17 protein-coding genes, 1 other RNA gene and 1 pseudogene are annotated in these 18,856 nt (G+C 46.1%); 13 read left to right on the top strand and 6 right to left on the bottom strand.

The features are described 5' to 3' along the window. A pseudogene (locus RO21_RS12075) lies at positions 1 to 745 on the bottom strand (hypothetical protein); the annotation flags it as partial. 197 nt (positions 746 to 942) lie between these two features. Between RO21_RS12075 and treC the strand changes: the two are divergent. From treC to RO21_RS03440, 8 genes are all read left to right on the top strand, one after another. After that, positions 943 to 2,565: an alpha,alpha-phosphotrehalase gene (treC, locus tag RO21_RS03470; RefSeq protein ID WP_047976411.1), complete on the top strand. Its 1,623-nt coding sequence runs from the start codon at positions 943 to 945 to the stop codon at positions 2,563 to 2,565. Positions 2,566 to 2,756: 191 nt separating this feature from the next. Next, positions 2,757 to 4,391, top strand: coding sequence for an ABC transporter substrate-binding protein (locus tag RO21_RS03465; RefSeq protein WP_047976410.1), 1,635 nt, complete (start codon positions 2,757 to 2,759; stop codon positions 4,389 to 4,391). Between the two features lie 131 nt (positions 4,392 to 4,522). Next, entirely contained in the window at positions 4,523 to 5,446 is a 924-nt protein-coding gene (oppB, locus tag RO21_RS03460; RefSeq protein ID WP_047976409.1) for an oligopeptide ABC transporter permease OppB, read from the top strand. 10 nt (positions 5,447 to 5,456) lie between these two features. Beyond that, positions 5,457 to 6,368, top strand: coding sequence for an oligopeptide ABC transporter permease OppC (oppC, locus tag RO21_RS03455; RefSeq protein ID WP_047976408.1), 912 nt, complete (start codon positions 5,457 to 5,459; stop codon positions 6,366 to 6,368). Between the two features lie 9 nt (positions 6,369 to 6,377). Then, complete coding sequence (locus RO21_RS03450; protein ID WP_047976407.1) at positions 6,378 to 7,970, top strand: ABC transporter ATP-binding protein; 1,593 nt, start codon at positions 6,378 to 6,380, stop codon at positions 7,968 to 7,970. Between the two features lie 166 nt (positions 7,971 to 8,136). Next, positions 8,137 to 8,820, top strand: coding sequence for a 2,3-diphosphoglycerate-dependent phosphoglycerate mutase (locus RO21_RS03445; protein WP_047976406.1), 684 nt, complete (start codon positions 8,137 to 8,139; stop codon positions 8,818 to 8,820). A 95-nt stretch (positions 8,821 to 8,915) separates the two neighbouring features. Further along, positions 8,916 to 9,292, top strand: an RNA gene (rnpB, locus tag RO21_RS12080) — RNase P RNA component class A. A 581-nt stretch (positions 9,293 to 9,873) separates the two neighbouring features. Continuing rightward, on the top strand, positions 9,874 to 11,322 hold the full coding sequence (locus tag RO21_RS03440; RefSeq protein ID WP_047976405.1) for an alanine/glycine:cation symporter family protein: 1,449 nt from the start codon (positions 9,874 to 9,876) through the stop codon (positions 11,320 to 11,322). 67 nt (positions 11,323 to 11,389) lie between these two features. Here the strand turns inward: RO21_RS03440 and ispA are convergent, their stop codons facing one another. The 3 genes from ispA to RO21_RS03425 all read right to left on the bottom strand — a co-directional run bounded on the left by ispA (position 11,390) and on the right by RO21_RS03425 (position 13,486). Beyond that, positions 11,390 to 12,283: a (2E,6E)-farnesyl diphosphate synthase gene (gene ispA / locus RO21_RS03435; RefSeq protein ID WP_047976404.1), complete on the bottom strand. Its 894-nt coding sequence runs from the start codon at positions 12,281 to 12,283 to the stop codon at positions 11,390 to 11,392. Continuing rightward, positions 12,283 to 12,507, bottom strand: coding sequence for an exodeoxyribonuclease VII small subunit (xseB, locus tag RO21_RS03430; protein ID WP_047976403.1), 225 nt, complete (start codon positions 12,505 to 12,507; stop codon positions 12,283 to 12,285). Before xseB ends, ispA begins: the two co-directional genes overlap by 1 nt. 139 nt (positions 12,508 to 12,646) lie before the next feature. Next, positions 12,647 to 13,486 carry a 23S rRNA (adenine(2030)-N(6))-methyltransferase RlmJ gene (locus RO21_RS03425; RefSeq protein WP_047976402.1) on the bottom strand — a complete coding sequence of 280 codons (840 nt, stop codon included), beginning with the start codon at positions 13,484 to 13,486 and terminating at the stop codon, positions 12,647 to 12,649. 72 nt (positions 13,487 to 13,558) lie between these two features. Between RO21_RS03425 and ampD the strand changes: the two genes are divergently transcribed. Then, positions 13,559 to 14,122 carry a 1,6-anhydro-N-acetylmuramyl-L-alanine amidase AmpD gene (gene ampD, locus RO21_RS03420; protein WP_047976401.1) on the top strand — a complete coding sequence of 188 codons (564 nt, stop codon included), beginning with the start codon at positions 13,559 to 13,561 and terminating at the stop codon, positions 14,120 to 14,122. Here the strand turns inward: ampD and RO21_RS03415 are convergent. Further along, complete coding sequence (locus RO21_RS03415; protein ID WP_047976400.1) at positions 14,106 to 14,978, bottom strand: TIGR01777 family oxidoreductase; 873 nt, start codon at positions 14,976 to 14,978, stop codon at positions 14,106 to 14,108. The genes ampD and RO21_RS03415 overlap by 17 nt on opposite strands. Beyond that, complete coding sequence (gene argR, locus RO21_RS03410) at positions 14,978 to 15,439, bottom strand: transcriptional regulator ArgR (RefSeq protein WP_047976399.1); 462 nt, start codon at positions 15,437 to 15,439, stop codon at positions 14,978 to 14,980. The genes RO21_RS03415 and argR overlap by 1 nt, the downstream gene beginning before the upstream one ends. A gap of 183 nt (positions 15,440 to 15,622) precedes the next feature. On the opposite strand from argR, the gene mdh reads away from it, so the two are divergent. From mdh to trxB, 4 genes are all read left to right on the top strand, one after another. Further along, on the top strand, positions 15,623 to 16,567 hold the full coding sequence (mdh, locus tag RO21_RS03405; RefSeq protein WP_047976398.1) for a malate dehydrogenase: 945 nt from the start codon (positions 15,623 to 15,625) through the stop codon (positions 16,565 to 16,567). 98 nt (positions 16,568 to 16,665) lie between these two features. Then, positions 16,666 to 16,941 carry a DUF3761 domain-containing protein gene (locus tag RO21_RS03400; protein WP_047976397.1) on the top strand — a complete coding sequence of 92 codons (276 nt, stop codon included), beginning with the start codon at positions 16,666 to 16,668 and terminating at the stop codon, positions 16,939 to 16,941. A 37-nt stretch (positions 16,942 to 16,978) separates the two neighbouring features. Beyond that, the gene (locus RO21_RS03395) at positions 16,979 to 17,827 is read left to right on the top strand and encodes a co-chaperone YbbN (protein WP_047976396.1); all 849 of its coding nucleotides are present in this window, start codon (positions 16,979 to 16,981) and stop codon (positions 17,825 to 17,827) included. 49 nt (positions 17,828 to 17,876) lie between these two features. Further along, entirely contained in the window at positions 17,877 to 18,827 is a 951-nt protein-coding gene (gene trxB, locus RO21_RS03390) for a thioredoxin-disulfide reductase (RefSeq protein WP_047976395.1), read from the top strand. The last annotated feature ends 29 nt before the right edge of the window (positions 18,828 to 18,856 follow it).

Genomic DNA, 18,856 nt, shown 5'->3' with positions numbered 1-18,856 from the left:
CTGAGTTCTCTTCTACCTTCGGCTCTTCTGCTGGTTTCTCTTCTTCTACCTTCGGTTGAGTTTCCGCTGAGTTCTCTTCTACCTTCGGCTCTTCCGCTGCTTTCTCTTCTTCCACCTTCGGTTGGGTTTCTGCTGAGTTCTCTTCTACCTCCGACTCTTCCACTGGGTTCTCTTCTTCTACCTTCGGTTGGGTTTCCGCCTGGTTCTCATCTTCCATCTTCGGTTGAGTTTCCGCTGAGTTCTCTTCTACCTTCGGCTCTTCTGCTGGCTTATCTTCTTCCACCTTCGGTTGGGTTTCCGCTGAATTCTCTTCCGACTTCGGTTGTACTGTATTTCTGTCTTTCCTAGTTGTCGCACACATTAACGAACTGAGCAAAAAAGCATTAAATCCGAAAATACCAAGCTCATTGATAAAAGGTTTAGATACTTCTCCAGCCCGAAGTGCTTTCTCTGACATTTCAGTAGATAAGTCAAATGAAAGAGATTGTTCGACAAAGTAAGGCTTTTCTGCTATTGGATAGCTAAGATTGTACTCTTCTAAAATAAGATTGGCTCTTTCACCATCAACAAAAATATTAAGATCGTTACCTACTAACTCTGTTTTAACATTTGAGAGCAACTTTCCATTCTCATCAACTAATTGATATTGTGTCTCGCTTTCTGCCTTGATCTGAAGAGTTTCTTTAGAGGAAAGAGGAACTTTAGTAAGTTTATTACCTTTAATAATATGAAGAAAAGTAGCCATAATGATTCCTTTTTAATAAGTAGTGGTAGTTAATATTGCGACAATTCTATCAATAAATGACCCATTCACAAAATAATCGATAGATTTTTCCTAAAAAATAGCAAGTTTTATATAAATTTTTAACCAAAGGGAACGTTCCCAATTTGCTTTTATTCTTCTATAATAGCTGAAGTTTTAGTCTTTTTGGGAGAAGCACAATGCAACAATCTTGGTGGCAAAACGGGGTCATTTATCAGATCTACCCCAAATCATTTCAGGACACCACCGGCAGCGGCACGGGGGATATTCAAGGTATCATCAAGCGGTTAGATTATCTGCAAACATTGGGAGTGGACGGCATTTGGATTACGCCAATGTACGTCTCACCACAGATCGACAACGGCTACGACATAGCCAATTACCGTGAAATCGATCCGAGTTACGGCACAATGGCAGATTTTGAACAACTTATTCGTGAAGCCCACCAACGCAATATCCGTATCATAATGGATATGGTGTTCAACCACAGTTCTACCTTCCACCAATGGTTTAAACAAGGTGAAGATCCGAACAGCGACTATCACGATTTTTACATTTGGCGTGAACAACCAACCAACTGGAAATCCAAGTTCGGCGGCTCGGCGTGGAAATGGTCGGATAAAGCACAAAAATACTATCTGCATCTCTTTGCCCCGGAGCAAGCGGACTTAAACTGGGAAAACCCGAAGCTGCGGGCAGAACTGTACGAGATTTGTCATTTCTGGGCAGCAAAAGGGGTGGACGGTTTACGTTTAGACGTGGTGAATTTAATTTCTAAACCTGAAGTATTTGAAGATGACTTAGAGGGAGACGGTCGCCGATTTTATACGGACGGGCATAAAATCCATCACTATCTACAAGAGCTGAACCAAAATGCCCTCAAACCGTTCGGGTTGATGACAGTGGGTGAAATGTCCTCAACCAAACTTGAACATTGTCAGCAATACGCTAACTTAGCCGATACGGAATTATCAATGACATTCAATTTTCACCATTTGAAAGTCGATTATCCAAACGGTGAAAAATGGGCATACGCTCAACCCGATTATGTGGAGCTGAAAGCGATCTTCAACTACTGGCAACAGGGAATGCACAACAAAGCGTGGAATGCGTTATTCTGGTGTAACCACGATCAGCCTCGTATTGTGTCTCGCTTTGGTGCGGAAAATGGAGAACTTCGCACAATTTCCGCCAAAATGTTAGCAATGTTACTACACGGAATGCAAGGTACACCTTATATCTACCAAGGCGAAGAGATCGGTATGACCAATCCGAATTTCCAAACTATTGAAGAATATCGAGATGTTGAAAGTTTGAACGCCTACGCCGCATTGCAAGAAAAGGGGGTAAAGCTACCGCTTGTTATGCAAATTTTGGCACAAAAATCTCGAGATAACAGCCGTACGCCAGTGCAATGGGACGCATCTAGCAACGCTGGTTTTAGTCGTGGTACTCCGTGGATTGACGTAGCCAAAAATTATACTGAAATCAATGTCGAACAAGCGTTAGCCGATCCGAATTCCGTATTTTATACCTATCAAGCCCTCATTAAATTACGCAAACATTTAGCGGTGCTGACTGACGGCGATTATCGCGATTTATTACCAAGCGATCCGTTCATTTGGGCTTATCAACGCCAGAATGTAACTCAAACCCTTACGGTAATTGCCAACCTAAGTGGCAAAACACAGGGCGTGGCAATTAAGCCACAAGGCAAAGTGTTAATGAACAACTATGCCGAACTGGAATATACCGATAACGGCATTCAATTAGCTCCATATCAAGCGGTCTATTTCCTTTAAATTGTTGTAAAGCGCTCCGAAAGGAGCGTTTTCTTTTCTCTCATTTCGTGAAGTAGTTCGCATTTTTTAAGCGTACTCTTTTCAATATTTAACGAAACCTTTACAAAATCATATTTTTCCGCTATCTATAACCCTATCGCATTTTGCGTATCTATCCACAACAATTTTTGATTCCTGCGAGGAGAACAACTATGCAACTCAACTTTCAACGTTCATTATTAGCGGCTGCTATCGGCTTAGGCTTATCTGCTTCAGCGTTTGCAGCCAAAGTGCCGGAAGGCACGGTACTTGCCGATAAGCAAGAAATTATCATTAACAATGGCTCGGAGCCGCAAAGTTTCGACCCGCATAAAACCGAGGGAGTGCCAGAATCCCAAATCGGCTATCAATTACTGGAGGGCTTGGTAACCAATGATGCCGAAGGCAAAGTAATACCGGGTATGGCAATATCGTGGGAAAGTTCGCCGGACTTCAAACAATGGACATTCAAACTGCGTCCTGATGCGAAATGGTCAAACGGCGATCCAGTAACCGCTCACGATTTCGTTTTCTCTTGGCAACGCCTTGCCACTCCAGCCACCGCATCCCCTTACGCTAGTTACCTGACTTATCTTCACATTGAAAATGCACAAGATATTATTGACGGCAAAAAACAACCTGATACACTCGGCGTAAAAGCCCTTGATGATCATACATTCCAAATTACCAATAGTAATCCAATTCCTTATTTAGTCGGAATGACTGCTCACCAATCCGTTTTACCTGTACCGAAAAAGGTCGTTGAACAATTCGGCGATGCGTGGGTTAAAAAGGGCAATTTTGTCGGCAATGGGGCTTATACATTAGCCGATCACGTCATCAATGAAAAAATTGTGTTTAAACGTAACCCGCTCTATTGGAATGATAAAGAAACGGTGATTGAAAAAGCCACTTTCCTAGCTATTGAGCAACCAACGACCGATGTACAACGCTACCGAGCAGGCGATCTAGATATTACCAACTATGGTTTGCCACCAGAATTATTCCCGAAATTGAAAAAAGACATTCCAAACGAACTCTTTACCCCAAGAACCCTCTCCACTTATATGTATGAAATCAATCATACTAAAGCCCCGTTTAACGATATTAGAGTGCGTAAAGCTCTGAACTTAGCCTTAGATCGCAATGTGATTACCGATAAAGTACTTGGGCAAGGTCAAACACCGACTTACGTTTTCACCCCGACTTACATCAGCGAAGGCGATCAAATTAAACAGCCAGCATACTCGACTCAACCAATGGCAGAGCGGAATGCCGAAGCGATTAAACTACTGGAAGAAGCTGGCTTTAGCAAAGCAAATCCTCTCACATTCACGATTCTGTACAACACTAACGAAAATCACAAAAAAGTGGCAATTGCTGCAGCATCACTTTGGAAAAACAATACCAAAGGCTTAGTTGATGTCAAACTTGAGAACCAAGAGTGGAAAACCTATATCGACAGTCGCCGTCAAGCTAACTACGACATTGCCCGTGCTGGTTGGGCGGCAGATTATGACCAAGCCTCCACTTACGGTAACTATTTCCTATCAAACTCCAGCAATAATACCGCTTTCTATAAGAGTAAAGCCTACGATGATGCAATCGCAGCCTCTTATACAACTAGCGATAGTGCAGGTCGTGCGGCAGCTTATGCCAAAGCGGAAGAGATTTTGGCACAGGATAGTGCATTAATTCCGGTTTACAACTATGTAAACACTCGCCTTGTGAAAACTTATGTGGGCGGATACGAAGGTAAAGATCCGAAAGACCACATCTTCCTCAGAAACCTTTACATCAAGAAATAAACGTCCAACGGAATAGGGCTTTACCCTATTCCATTACAAGCGGTCGGATTTCGACAACTCTTTGCAAAAAATTGTCCTGATCTCACCGCTTGTTTTGGTGAGCTGTTATCTTAAACCGTGGAGTTTCCCCAATGTTGAAATTTATTTTTAGGCGGATTCTGGAAGCTATTCCAACGCTGTTTATCCTAATTACCCTTTCTTTCTTTTTAATGCGACTTGCCCCCGGCAGCCCGTTTACCTCAGAGCGAGCCTATCCGCCAGAGGTAATGGCAAATATTGAAGCCAAATATCATCTTAATGAACCCTTGCATAGCCAATATTTTCTCTACTTAAAAAATTTATCGAAAGGCGATTTTGGCCCCTCTTTCAAATATAAAGATCAAACTGTGAATGATTTGATCGCCTCGGCGTTTCCAGTTTCGTTTAAATTGGGCATTGTGTCTTTTCTGTTTGCTGTGTTAATCGGTATTTCTGCCGGCACAATCGCCGCCCTCAAGCAAAATAGTTGGTGGGATTACCTGATAATGTCTTGGGCGATGACGGGGATTATTATGCCGAGTTTCGTGTTCGCCCCGCTATTAGTGTTAATTTTTGCCATTTACTTAAACTGGCTGCCGGCAGGCGGGTGGCACGGCGGGCAACTCTACTATATGGTACTGCCGGTTACGGCACTGACGATTGCCTATGTTGCCGGTATTGCTCGGATCACCCGTGGCTCAATGATTGAAGTATTACATTCTAACTTTATCCGCACGGCGAAAGCAAAAGGCGTGCCAATGGGCAGAATTTTAGTCAAACACGCCCTACGCCCTGCTTTGATGCCGGTGGTCAGCTATCTCGGTTCGGCATTTGTCGGCATTATTACCGGCTCAATGGTAATTGAGAGCGTGTTCGGTATTCCCGGTATTGGGCAGCTCTTCGTCAATGGTGCATTAAACCGTGATTATTCGTTAGTGTTAAGCCTCACCGTGTTGGTCGGCTCGCTCACCATTTTATTTAACACTGTGGTGGATATACTCTATGCAGTGATTGATCCGAAAATCCGTTATACCTAAGGTGGAAGAAATGTTAAGTCAAAATCAATCCCGGACGGAAAACGCCAATTTGCTTTCACCTGCTGATCTAGTGCAAGGACGCAGCCTGTGGCAAGATGCCCGCCGCCGTTTTTTCCGAAATAAAGCCGCTGTCGGCAGTTTAATCACCTTATTGTTGATTATTTTATTCATCACCTTTGCCCCAATGCTAATGCCGTTTAGCTACGAAGATACCGATTACGGCTTGATGAACGCCGCACCGGATTTTGCCTCGGCACACTACTTCGGCACGGATTCTGCCGGGCGGGATTTATTGGTACGGGTGGCTATCGGCGGGCGTATTTCGCTGATGGTCGGTATTGCCGGCGCTATTATTGCCGTGATAATCGGCACACTGTACGGGGCAATTTCCGGCTATGTCGGCGGCAAAACCGATATGGTGATGATGCGTTTTTTAGAGATCCTCGCCTCCTTCCCGTTTATGTTTTTTGTGATTTTGCTCATCACCCTTTTCGGCAAAAATATTCTGCTGATTTTTGTGGCAATCGGAATGATCGCGTGGCTCAACCTTGCCCGTATTGTGCGGGGACAAACCCTTAGCCTCAAAAATAAAGAGTTTATTGAAGCTGCCGTTGTTTGCGGTGTGCCTCGCCGCCAAATTATTTGGAAGCACATTATCCCGAATGTGTTAGGCATTGTGGTGGTGTACGCTTCCCTTGAAGTGCCTTCGCTTATCCTGTTTGAATCTTTCCTGAGCTTTCTCGGTTTAGGTACGCAAGAACCGATGAGTAGTTGGGGCGCATTACTTAGCGATGGTGCGGCACAAATGGAAACTTCTCCTTGGTTATTGATCTTTCCGGCATTTTTCCTGTGCTTAACCTTATTTTGTTTTAATTTCATCGGCGACGGGCTGCGTGATGCGCTCGATCCAAAAGATAAATAGAGGTATGGAATGAAATTATTAAACGTTAATCAACTCAACGTCTATTTAAAAACCGATGAACAGCGGGTTCACGCCGTGCGAAATGTCTCTTTTGATGTGGAAAAAGGGCAAACATTGGCGATTGTCGGTGAATCGGGTTCGGGTAAATCCGTTACCGCAATGTCGATTATGCAATTACTGCCGAATAATATTGTCGAGTACGGCAAAGATGCTACGATTTCATTTGAAGGGCAAGATATTCTCACCCTCAACGAAGATCAACTTCGCAGCCTGCGGGGCGACCGTATCGGAATGATTTTCCAAGAGCCGATGACTTCCCTCAACCCGTTTATGACCATTGGCGAGCAAGTCAGTGAGGCGGTAATGACCCACAACCGCCAAATCAGCCGCCTTGATGCTGAAAAACTCACCCTTGCCACTCTGCAAAAAGTCAAAATTCCGAACGCCGAGAAAAAACTGGGTTGCTACCCGCACGAATTTTCCGGCGGGCAACTGCAACGGATTATGATTGCAATGGCGATCATCAACAAACCCGATCTGTTGATTGCCGATGAGCCGACCACCGCCCTTGATGTTACCACTCAAGCGGAAATTTTAGATCTGATGCACGATTTACAACGTGAAATGGGAATGGCGATTATCCTGATTTCCCACGATCTCCGCTTGGTTAAAAAATACAGTGAACAAGTGTGCGTAATGCAAAACGGCGAAATCATCGAGCGGGGCGATACCCTGCAAGTGTTCAATCACCCTCAACACCCTTACACCGTTGAACTACTTACGCCAATTCCGGCAAACTTAAAACAGCCGAGCAACAACCAAGCCATATTGATCAAAGGCGATAATATTGACGTGGATTATATCCTCAAACGCAGCTTGTTCGGCAAACCGAAAAAAGTATTCAACGCCGTAAAAAATATCTCATTCACCCTCGGCGTAGGCGAAACCCTTGGTATTGTAGGGGAATCCGGTTCGGGCAAATCCACGTTCGGACGGGCGATAATGCAAATTCTGGATTACCGTGGCAATATTGAATTTGACGGCAAAACCATTGCACATTTGCCGAAACCCGCCGCCCGAGCCTTAAAAAAAGAGATGCAGATGGTCTTCCAAGATCCGTTTAACTCTCTCTCGCCTCGCTTAACGGTGGGTGAAATTATCGGTGAAGGGCTATCGGTGCATTACCCGCAAATGAGCGCTCAACAACGGCGGGAAAAAGTGATGAAAATGCTTGAAGAGGTTAATCTGTCGCCTACGATGATCAACCGCTACCCGCACGAGTTTTCCGGCGGGCAACGTCAGCGGATTGCGATTGCACGGGCGATTATCCTTGAGCCGAAATTTGTGTTGTTGGACGAACCGACTTCCGCATTGGATCGTTCCACACAAATCACTGTGGTGGAATTACTTAATCGGTTACAACAAAAATACGGCTTGAGCTATATCTTCATCAGCCACGATCTTGCGGTTATTCGGGCATTAAGCGACCGTGTCATTGTAATGAGCCAAGGGCAAGTGGTAGAAAGTGGCGATGTACATCAGATTTTTGAAATGCCGACCGATGACTACACCAAACGGCTGATTTCTGCTTCGAATTTATAAGCAAGCGGTCGGTTAGCGCCGATATTTTGCAAAATAATTTAATAAATGAAAAAATTCCCTTTGTTTGAGAAAGATCAGCTTTTATCGGCGCATTCGCTTTCAAAATCAGGGAATTTTTGTTATAAATGGCGACATTTCAAATCAACTCAAATTATTAGGAGAACTTATGGAATTAGTATTTATCCGTCACGGTTTCAGTGAGTGGAATGCGAAAAACTTATTCACCGGTTGGCGTGATGTGAATTTAACCGAGCGTGGCGTAGAAGAAGCGAAAGCCGCCGGTAAAAAACTATTAGATGCCGGCTATGAATTTGATATTGCGTTCACCTCTGTCCTCACCCGTGCGATCAAAACCTGTAATATCGTGTTAGAAGAGTCTAACCAATTATGGATTCCACAAGTCAAAAACTGGCGTTTGAACGAGCGTCATTACGGTGCATTACAAGGCCTAGACAAAAAAGCGACCGCAGAACAATACGGCGATGAGCAAGTGCATATTTGGCGCCGTTCTTACGATATTTCTCCACCGGATTTAGACCCGAAAGATCCAAACTCCGCCCATAACGACCGCCGTTATGCACATTTACCGGCAGACGTTGTGCCAAATGCGGAAAACCTCAAAATCACCCTTGAGCGTGTATTACCATTCTGGGAAGATCAAATCGCGCCGGCATTATTGTCCGGCAAACGTGTTTTAGTTACCGCCCACGGCAACTCCCTACGTGCATTGGCAAAACACATTATCGATATTTCAGACGAAGACATTATGGATTTTGAAATCCCGACCGGTCAGCCGTTGGTGTTAAAATTAGACGATAAACTTAACTTTATCGAGAAATTCTACCTCTAATCACGTTTTTAAGGCATATCGCAGGATATGCCTTTTTTATCGCACAAGCGGTCGCTTATTGGCAAATCGTTGCAAATCCGCTATACTCTCCCGCCTGAGTTGGTTAGACAATCGCTGGTTTATTGAAGCCCTCAAATTCGCATTGCGTAAACTAGGGGACAAGTAAACGAGAGGAAAGTCCGAGCTACACAGGGCAGAGTGCCGGATAACGTCCGGGGGGCGTGAGCCTACGACCAGTGCAACAGAGAGCAGACCGCCGGTTTTCCGGTAAGGGTGAAAGGGTGCGGTAAGAGCGCACCGTGCGGCTGGCAACAGTTCGCAGCAGGGTAAACTCCACTCGTAGCAAGACCAAATAGGAATCCAATGGGTGGCCCGCTCAGGATTCGGGTAGGTTGCTTGAGCTTGTGTGTAAATGCAAGCCTAGAGGAATGATTGTCCACGACAGAACTCGGCTTATCGACCAACTCACCTCATTTGCGCGAACGGATTTTTCCGTTCGCCTTTTTCTTGCATTTTCCGACATTATCATCACTGGAACAAACTCTGCTTTTCATCAAAAGGCAGATACACAAAGTATGTTCTATCCGATAACCCATTGATAATCTTAAGTTTGGGCTCATTCAGTGTATCCAGCCTATGTGCAACCGTTTAGCATTGTGCAACTGCCAATGTCACACATTTTGCCACGAAACCGACCGCTTGTTCAGTTACAAATAATCGGCTAACGCTTCACTTTCTCTCTAATACAAGCGGTTTGATTATCCCGATTTTTTGCAATCTTATTGTTAACCCCGTTATTCAATGAATGTCGGGGCTATCTCCAAACTGACCGCTTAACATCATCTGACATCACAAACGCCAAGTATTGAAGCCCGACAGCCGTTGAAATAAATCCAGCTTATATAACCGCAAGACGGACTGATTTTCTTAACTATTAGGCTAAGATCCCATCGCTAGTATTATTTTTTTTAATAAATAAAATTAAAAAAACTTCTCAAACGTTAAAAAATGGTTACAATGCACACTTCTTTTTTTCTCTACGAGGTTTTCCTAATGGATAGTATTGTGTCTATGCTTGAAGGTATTCTGACGTGGATCGTGAATACCATTGACGGTCCGCTTTGGGATATTACCGTGATTACCCTGTTGGGTGTCGGTCTCTTTTTTACGATTACAACCGGCTTAGTCCAATTACGCTTGCTGCCCCGCAGTCTGCGTGAAATGTGGTCTGGGCGGGCTGCGGAAGGTGAATCGCTCACTCCGTTCCAAGCCTTTGCAACCGGTTTAGCCAGCCGTGTCGGCGTGGGTAATATCGGCGGTGTGGCAACCGCTATCGCCTTAGGCGGTCCGGGAGCAGTATTTTGGATGTGGATCACCGCTCTAATCGGTATGAGCAGTGCCTTTGCGGAATCGTCTTTAGCACAGGTATATAAAGTGCGTGATCCGAACGGTATGTTCCGTGGCGGCCCGGCTTACTACATTACACGCGGGCTAAAAGCACCGTGGCTAGCGGTTGCCTTTGCGATTACTTTAATTTTCACGTTCGGTTTCGCTTTCAATGCGGTACAAGCCAACTCAATCGTGGAAGCGACCCGCAATGCGTGGGAATGGGACGCTAACTATGTCGGCATCGGTCTGGTTATTCTTACTGCGGCGATCATCTTTGGCGGGGTAAAACGGATCGGGCAAGTGTCGGCGAAAGTCGTGCCGATGATGGCGTTGTTCTATCTGATTATGGCAGTCATCATTTTGGGAATGAATATCGAAAAAGTACCGGCGGTGTTAAACAATATCGTCGTAAGTGCCTTTGATTTCTCTGCAATGGCAGGCGGTATGTTCGGCGCATTATTTTCCAAAGCAATGCTGATGGGGATTAAACGGGGCTTATTCTCAAACGAAGCAGGTATGGGTTCTGCGCCAAACTCGGCGGCAACCTCTGATGCCAAACACCCTGCCAGCCAAGGCTTAATCCAAATGCTCGGTGTATTTGTCGATACCATTATCGTCTGTACCTGTACCGCCGTCATTATTCTAATGTCAAACGACTACGGCAGCGAAACCTTGCGTGGTGTTTCCTTAACTCAAAAAGCCTTAGAATTTCACATCGGCGAGTTCGGATTACACTTCTTAGCCTTTATTCTGTTGCTGTTTTGCTACACCTCAATTATCGGTAACTATGCCTATGCGGAAACCAATATCCGCTACATCCGCAACAAACCGGGCTTTGTGTTAGCATTCCGTTTAATCGTCTTGTTCTTCGTCTATTTCGGCGCAGTGCGGGACGGCGGTATTGTCTGGGCGTTTGCCGATACGGTAATGGCATCAATGGCGATGATCAACTTAATCACCATCGTTATCCTTGCGCCAATTGTTTGGTTAGTGCTGAAAGATTATCAGAAACAGATTAAAGCCGGCGTAACACAACCGATTTTCCGTATTGAAGATCACCCTGAATTACTCAAACGCGGGGTCGATGCGGAAGTTTGGAAATCCAAAGACTAAACGAAAAGAGCCTGTTTGCACAGGCTCTTTTTTACTTGCAAATTTTGCTGAGTATCTCACCGCTTGTTTAGCTCTCTCGGCTGATAATAAAATGAGCGAGTGCTGCTAATACCGATGTATTAAAAGGTAACTCATTCAAGGCTGCCAACGCCGATTGATACAACCCGTCCGCTTTTGCTTTCGCCCCCGATAATCCCAGTAATTTAGGGTAAGTGCTTTTATTCAAGGCTTCATCAGCACCAACCGTTTTGCCGATTTTCTCACTCTCGCCCACGATATCTAAAATATCGTCCTGTACTTGAAAGGCTAAGCCGATACTTTGAGCATAGTGCAACAAAGCCTGCTTAATACGGCTGTCTTGTGCATAATCGGAAAGGTTAAAGCCTAACATTACCGATGCTTCAATCAATGCGCCGGTTTTATGACGGTGAATTTGCTCAAGTACCACCAGTGAAATCGCTTTGTTTTCCGACTGCAAATCCAAACTTTGCCCCAAGCACATTCCCTTTGCCCCCGCTGAAGCCGCCAGCCATTGAATTTGAGCAATTTTCTGCTCTGCGGTTAGCTGCGAATCGTTTGCCACCAGCTCAAAAGCAAAGGTTTGGAGCGCATCGCCCGCTAAAATCGCCGTGGCTTCGTCAAAGGCGATATGACAAGTCGGCTGCCCTCGGCGCAACATATCGTTGTCCATCGCCGGTAAATCATCGTGTACTAAAGAATAGGCGTGTATCGCTTCCATTGCGGCGGCACTGCGATCGAGTTTGGTTAGCGGCACGCCCAACATTTGCCCGACCGTATAAATCAAAAAAGGGCGAATCCGCTTGCCGCCCAGTAAGACCGTATAGGACATCGCCTCAATCAACGGAGTATCGCAAGCAGCGTAATCGGCTAACTGTTGTGCCAAAAACGCATTGATCCGCTCTTGGTTCTGTTGCAATCGGGCTGAAAAATCGTGTTGCATTATGGATAGTCCGCCAGTGGAGAGTTATCATCTTTATTCAGCAAGATTTGAATACGCTGCTCGGCTTTTTGTAACCGCTCTTGCCCCTGCTGAACCAGTTTGATCGCCGTTTCAAATTCATTTAAGGCATCTTCAAGGGGTAGATCGCCCGCTTCTAAACGCCCGACAATCTCTTCTAATTCTTTTAAGGTTGTTTCAAAATCCGGAGTCGGTTTTTTTGCCATTCTGTTTTTTCCTGTTCAATCTGTTGATCTACATTGCACGCTTTATTTTACTTGAGAACCGCCTAAAAGTAGATCTTTTTCTAAACGGTAAGCGGTCGGATAACGGAAAAATCTTGCAAATCCGTAGTCAATATTGCCACTATTCTGGCGTAATCCAGCTCACTTGCCAACTGCCTGTGCCTTCCGGTACAAGCACTTGGGTTAAATAAGGCAAACAGTTTTTCATTTGGGTTTCCAGTTGCCACGGCGGGTTAATCACGATCATACCGCTTGCGGTCATTCCTCGTTGATCGGAGTCGGGGCGGACGGCAAGTTCAATTTGCAAGATTTTGCGGATTCCCGTTTCCTGTAATCCCCGTACAATCCGTTTGGTGTGTTGGCGTAGCACAACCGGATACCAAATCGCATATACACCTGTCGCAAAACGTTTGTAGCCTTCTACAATCGCTTTTACCACCAGTTCATAATCATCTTTGAGTTCGTAAGGCGGGTCGATCAGCACTAATCCGCGCTTCTCTTTCGGCGGCAGAGCGGATTTGAGCTGTTGAAAACCGTTTTCCCGCTTGGTAACGACATTGGGGGTCTTCGCAAATTCGTTGCGTAGTAACGGGAAATCATTGGGGTGTAATTCGGTCAGCAATGCCCGATCTTGCGGGCGGAGCTGCTGCACTGCCAATAGGGGTGATCCCGTATAGAAACGTAGCTGCCCTTTGTTGATTTTCTTCACTTCGTCCAAATAAGGCTGAATTTCTGCGGGCAAATCGTTGCGATCCCACAAACGTGCGATCCCCTCAATATATTCACCGGTCTTTTCCGCTTCGGCACTCAGCAGGCTATAACGGCCGACACCGGCGTGCGTATCAAGGTAGAAAAAGCCCTTCTCTTTTTGTTTGAGGGCTTGCAAAATAAGGGTTAGAACGGTATGTTTCAGCACATCGGCGTGATTGCCGGCGTGAAAACTGTGGCGGTAACTGAGCATTTTGGTTCTCTTTCGGGTAAAATGGGCGTATTTTAGCGTAATTTCCCGCTTTAGACTATTTTACGATTACAAATGAACACAGATTTAACCATTCAACAAGGCTGGCTGACCGCACAAAAGAGGGTGATTTCCCCCCACTTCAGCCCTCGCCCCTGCCGACAGGATATTTCCTTGTTGGTTATTCATTATATCAGCCTGCCACCAGAGGAATTTGGCGGCGATTTTATCGACCGTTTTTTCAGCGGCACTCTTGACCCCAGCCTGCACCCTTATTTTGAGGAAATTAAGGCGTTGAAAGTGTCTGCCCACGCCTTGATTAACCGCCAAGGGCAGATTACGCAATATGTGAATTTCGAGGATATGGCGTGGCACGCCGGTGTGTCGTGCTTTGACGGGCGGGAAAAATGCAACGATTTCTCCATTGGGATTGAGTTGGAAGGCAGCAATAATCAGCCGTTTACCGATGCGCAATATCAGCGTCTAGCCCAACTCACCTTAGCGATTATGCACCACTATCCCGCAATCACGCCGGAGCGGATTGTCGGGCATAATCAGATTGCGCCCGAACGCAAAATCGATCCCGGTCAATATTTTGACTGGGAGTATTACCGTAACTTGCTTACTCAATCAGCCTAAAGTGCCGATCCTCAAATTCAAACCCTGCCGCCAATAAACGTTGCGGCACAAGCGGTTGGTTATCGAGCAGTAATTGCGAACGCTCGCCGAGTAGCATTTTCAGCCCCCACGCCGGCACGTTAAACAATGCCGGCCGCTTGAGCTGACGGGCAAGCTGACGGTTAAATTGCGCATTGGCCATCAAACTCGGCGCAACCAAATTATACGCCCCTTGGCAATCGGCGTGGTTAAGTAAAAACAGGATCGCCCGCACCTGATCGTTGAGCGAGATCCACGCCCAGTGCTGTTTACCACCGCCTAATTTGCCGCCTAGACCAAGCCGATAGAGTGGAAGGATTTTCTGTAACGCACCGCCCGATTGATCCAGCACCAAGCCCGTGCGTAGCAAGCACACTCTAGTATGGGGAGAGGCTGCCGCCAACGCCGCATTTTCCCACTCTTGACATAATCTGCCGGTAAATGTCGCACTACAAGCGGTCTGTTCGTCATATGTTTTTGCAACAGGCAAATCGCCGTAAAAGCCGGTGGCAGAGGCGGAAAGAAAGGTATGCGGCGGCTGGTTGCTGCGTAAAATCAGCTCGCTTAGTCTGTGCGTCAAACTTAACCGGCTTTCCCGTAAACAGTGCTTGCGCGCCGCCGTCCAACGCTGTGCAAAAATCGGTTCGCCGGCGAGGTTAATCACCGCGTCAAAGTTATTGAAATGCGCAAAGGTTGCAAGATTTTGACAGAAATGTACCGCTTGCGTATCGGCTAACGGCTGACGGCTCAAGATAGTTAGCCGATGTCCCTGTGCGACTAAGGCTGCGCAGAGCCTTTTGCCGATAAAGCCCGTGCCGCCGGTGATAAAAATGTGCATTACCAGGCAGTCTCAAACAGTTCGGTGATCTGCTCAATCAGGGTTTGAATGGCGGTTTGTTTGGTCGGGGTGATGAAAATGGTATCATCGCCTGCGATAGTGCCTAAAATGCCCTCGCCTTTGCCCATTGAATCTAACAAACGGGCGATAAGCTGAGCCGCACCGGGACTGGTGCGTACCACAATCAGCACATCATTATGGTCAATATCAATCACCAAATTTTTGAGAGGGCTGGAGGTGGTTGGCACACTAAGCTCCGCCGGTAGTTGATAGACCATTTCCATTTTGGTATTGCGTGTCCGCACCGCCCCAAATTTGGATAACATACGAGACACTTTCGACTGGTTGATATTCTCAAACCCCAGTTCTTGTAAAGCGGTAACAATTTCGCTTTGTGAACTGAATTTTTCTTCCTTTAGTAATGATTTAAACGCATCGGCGAGTGAGTCGATTTTTTCCACTCCGTCTTCCTTTTAGTTAAAAATATGCAGAATTTTTGCGTATTTATTCAAATAAAGCAATCATAACGCCCTTTTTTTCACGAAAATTTGCGTTAGTTCTCAAATTTGCACTTTGCCATTTGAAAATTCACGGCGTTTTACCTAAACTTGCCACACACCATAAATACATCAATAGGAGACTTTATGAAAGTAGCAGTTTTAGGTGCAGCCGGCGGTATTGGTCAAGCATTGGCATTATTATTAAAATTACAACTTCCGGCAGGTACGCATTTGGCATTATATGATATTGCCCCTGTTACACCGGGTGTGGCGGTAGATGTGAGTCATATTCCGACAGCGGTGAAAGCGGTCGGTTTTAGCGGTGAAGATCCGACACCTGCGCTCGAAGGGGCAAATTTGGTGTTGATTTCCGCAGGTGTGGCACGCAAACCGGGAATGGATCGCTCCGATTTATTCAACATTAACGCCGGTATCGTGCGTAATTTAATCGAAAAAGTTGCAGCGGTTTGCCCGAACGCTTGTGTGGGCATCATCACCAATCCGGTCAATACCACCGTTGCAATCGCCGCCGAAGTGTTGAAAAAAGCGGGCGTTTACGACAAACGTAAATTATTTGGTGTAACGACCTTAGACGTTATCCGCTCCGAAACCTTTGTTGCCGAATTAAAAGGTAAAGATGTTGCTAAAACCAAAGTGCCGGTAATTGGCGGTCATTCCGGCGTAACCATTTTGCCGTTGCTTTCCCAAGCACACGAGGAAGACAAAATTGAGTTCAGTGCCGATGAAATTGATGCCTTAACCAAACGTATCCAAAATGCCGGTACGGAAGTGGTTGAAGCCAAAGCGGGCGGCGGATCGGCAACGCTTTCTATGGCGCAAGCGGCAGCACGTTTCGGTGTATCGGTATTAAAAGGCTTAACCGGCGAGAAAACCGTTGAGTACGCCTATGTAGAAGGCAACGGCGAGTATGCCCGTTTCTTCGCACAGCCTGTCGTGTTAGGCTTAAACGGTGTGGAAGAATTGCTGCCAATCGGTGAGTTAAGCACTTATGAAAAAGCGGCGATTGACGCAATGATCCCGACTTTAAAAGCCGATATTGAATTAGGCGAAAAATTCGTAAACGGCTAAGGGTTGAATTTAGCGAAAAAAATCGTCATTATGTGGGCTGGAGGCGTTAATGCTTCCAGCCTTTATTATTTTAACCCCTTTCTATTTTGGAGTCGGTGATGAACAAACAGCTTATCTTTACAATGGCGGTTGCCGCGTTAGGATTAACCGCGTGTAGTTCGGGACAAAAAGTCGAAATTGCTAAAGCCTCACAGGATAAAACGATTGTGCCGCAAAAAGTCGCACAACCTACTCTACCGAACAATATCCCGCCAAATGCCACCGCAATGTGCCGGGACGGCAGTTTTTCCACTGCCAGTTTTGAAGATCGTGAAACAGCGTGTATCGGTAACGGCGGCGTGCTGCATTTTATCAACCGTTACCACTCTGAATAATTTAACCGGGTGAGACAACTCACCCTTTAAGGCTGCTATGGATTATTTAATTCAGGTTAATGAAACCAATTTTAATGAGGTGATTAACGCCGCCGCAGACGTGCCGGTGGTGTTTCATTTTCTCTCACCGAGAGAGCCGAGTTCGCTTGAAATGGACGCTTTGTTGCGCCGTTTAGCAGACGAGTACCCTAAACAATTTTTATTGGCACTGGTTAATTGCGATGAGCAACCGATGATTGCGGCACAATTTCGTGTGCAAGCGGTGCCGACCACTTACTTTTTTGCAAACGGTCAGCCGGTCGATGCCGTACAAGGCAGCATCAGCGAGCAAGATTTACGCATTCGGCTCAAAACCATTTTACCGAAAGAAGAAGAGTTACAATTTGCCCAAGCCCTTGAGTTGCTAGAAGCGGAGCAGTACGAGCAGGCGTTGCCTTTGCTCAAATCGGCGTGGGAATTAACCGATAAAAAACAGAGCGATTTCGGGCTGCTTTATGCCGAGACCCATATCGCATTAAAGCACATTGAACCCGCCAAAGCTATTCTTGCCCAAATTCCGCTACAAGACAGGGACAGCCGTTGGCAAGGCTTGCAAGACCAAATCACGTTATTGGAGCAGGCGGCAGATTCGCCGGAAATTCAACAATTACAGCAGGACTACGCCCGCAATAAATCACCGGAAATTGCGGTTAAACTCGCCAATCAATTACACCAAGTCGCCCGTCATCAAGAGGCATTAACGCTTTTATTTGAGTGGCTAGAACAGGATTTAACCGCCGGAAACGGCGAAGTGAAAACGCAATTCTTAGCGATTTTATCGGCAATGGGTAATGCCGATCCGCTCGTGGCGACTTTCCGCCGCCGCCTCTACTCACTTTTATATTAACAAGCGGTCAGATGACCGCCCAATTTTACAAAATATTGGAGAATATATTATGGCAACTAAACACGCCAAATTGCTGATTTTAGGTTCAGGCCCCGCCGGCTATACCGCGGCGGTCTATGCCGCCCGTGCCAACCTTAACCCTGTACTTGTTACCGGAATGCAACAGGGCGGGCAATTAACCACTACATCGGAAATTGAGAATTGGCCCGGTGAATTTGAAGAGATCACCGGTTCGGAACTGATGGCTAAAATGCAAAAGCACGCAGAAAAATTTAATACGGAAATCATTTTCGACCACATTCAACGTGTCGATCTCTCAAAACGCCCTTTTACCCTTTACGGCGATTTCAACACCTTTACCTGCGATGCGCTCATTATTGCCACAGGGGCATCGGCGAAATATTTAGGCTTACCGTCTGAGGAGCTGTACAAAGGACGGGGCGTATCCGCCTGCGCAACCTGCGACGGTTTTTTCTACCGTAACAAGCCGGTGGCGGTTATCGGCGGGGGAAATACGGCGGTAGAAGAGGCGCTCTATCTCGCAAATGTGGCGTCCCAAGTGCATTTAATTCATCGCCGTGATAGTTTCCGCAGTGAGAAAATTCTGATCGAGCGGTTAATGCAAAAAGTCGAAGAAGGTAAAATCATTTTGCATACCAACCGTGTGTTAGAGGAAGTGCTGGGTAACGATGCGGGCGTAACCGGTGCAAAAATTAAATCGACCCTTGATGATAGCTGTGAATCCTTAACCCTAGACGGTGTGTTTGTTGCCATTGGTCATTCACCGAATACTGCTATTTTCAATGATCAGTTAGCCTTAAATAACGGCTATATTGTGGTGAAATCGGGTTTAGAGGGGAATGCGACCGCTACCAGCGTAGAAGGTGTTTTTGCCGCCGGCGACGTAATGGATCACAATTACCGTCAAGCGATTACCTCCGCCGGTACGGGCTGTATGGCAGCACTGGATGCGGAGCGCTTCTTAGACAGCCAACATTAAACTCAAAAAGCGGTATGTACACATATACA

It is taken from the genome of Muribacter muris (assembly GCF_001038205.1).
In the GTDB taxonomy this organism is placed as follows: Bacteria; Pseudomonadota; Gammaproteobacteria; order Enterobacterales; family Pasteurellaceae; genus Muribacter; species Muribacter muris.
The sequence above is the reverse complement of the archived record's forward strand: the minus strand, read 5'-3'. Positions and strand labels throughout refer to the sequence as shown.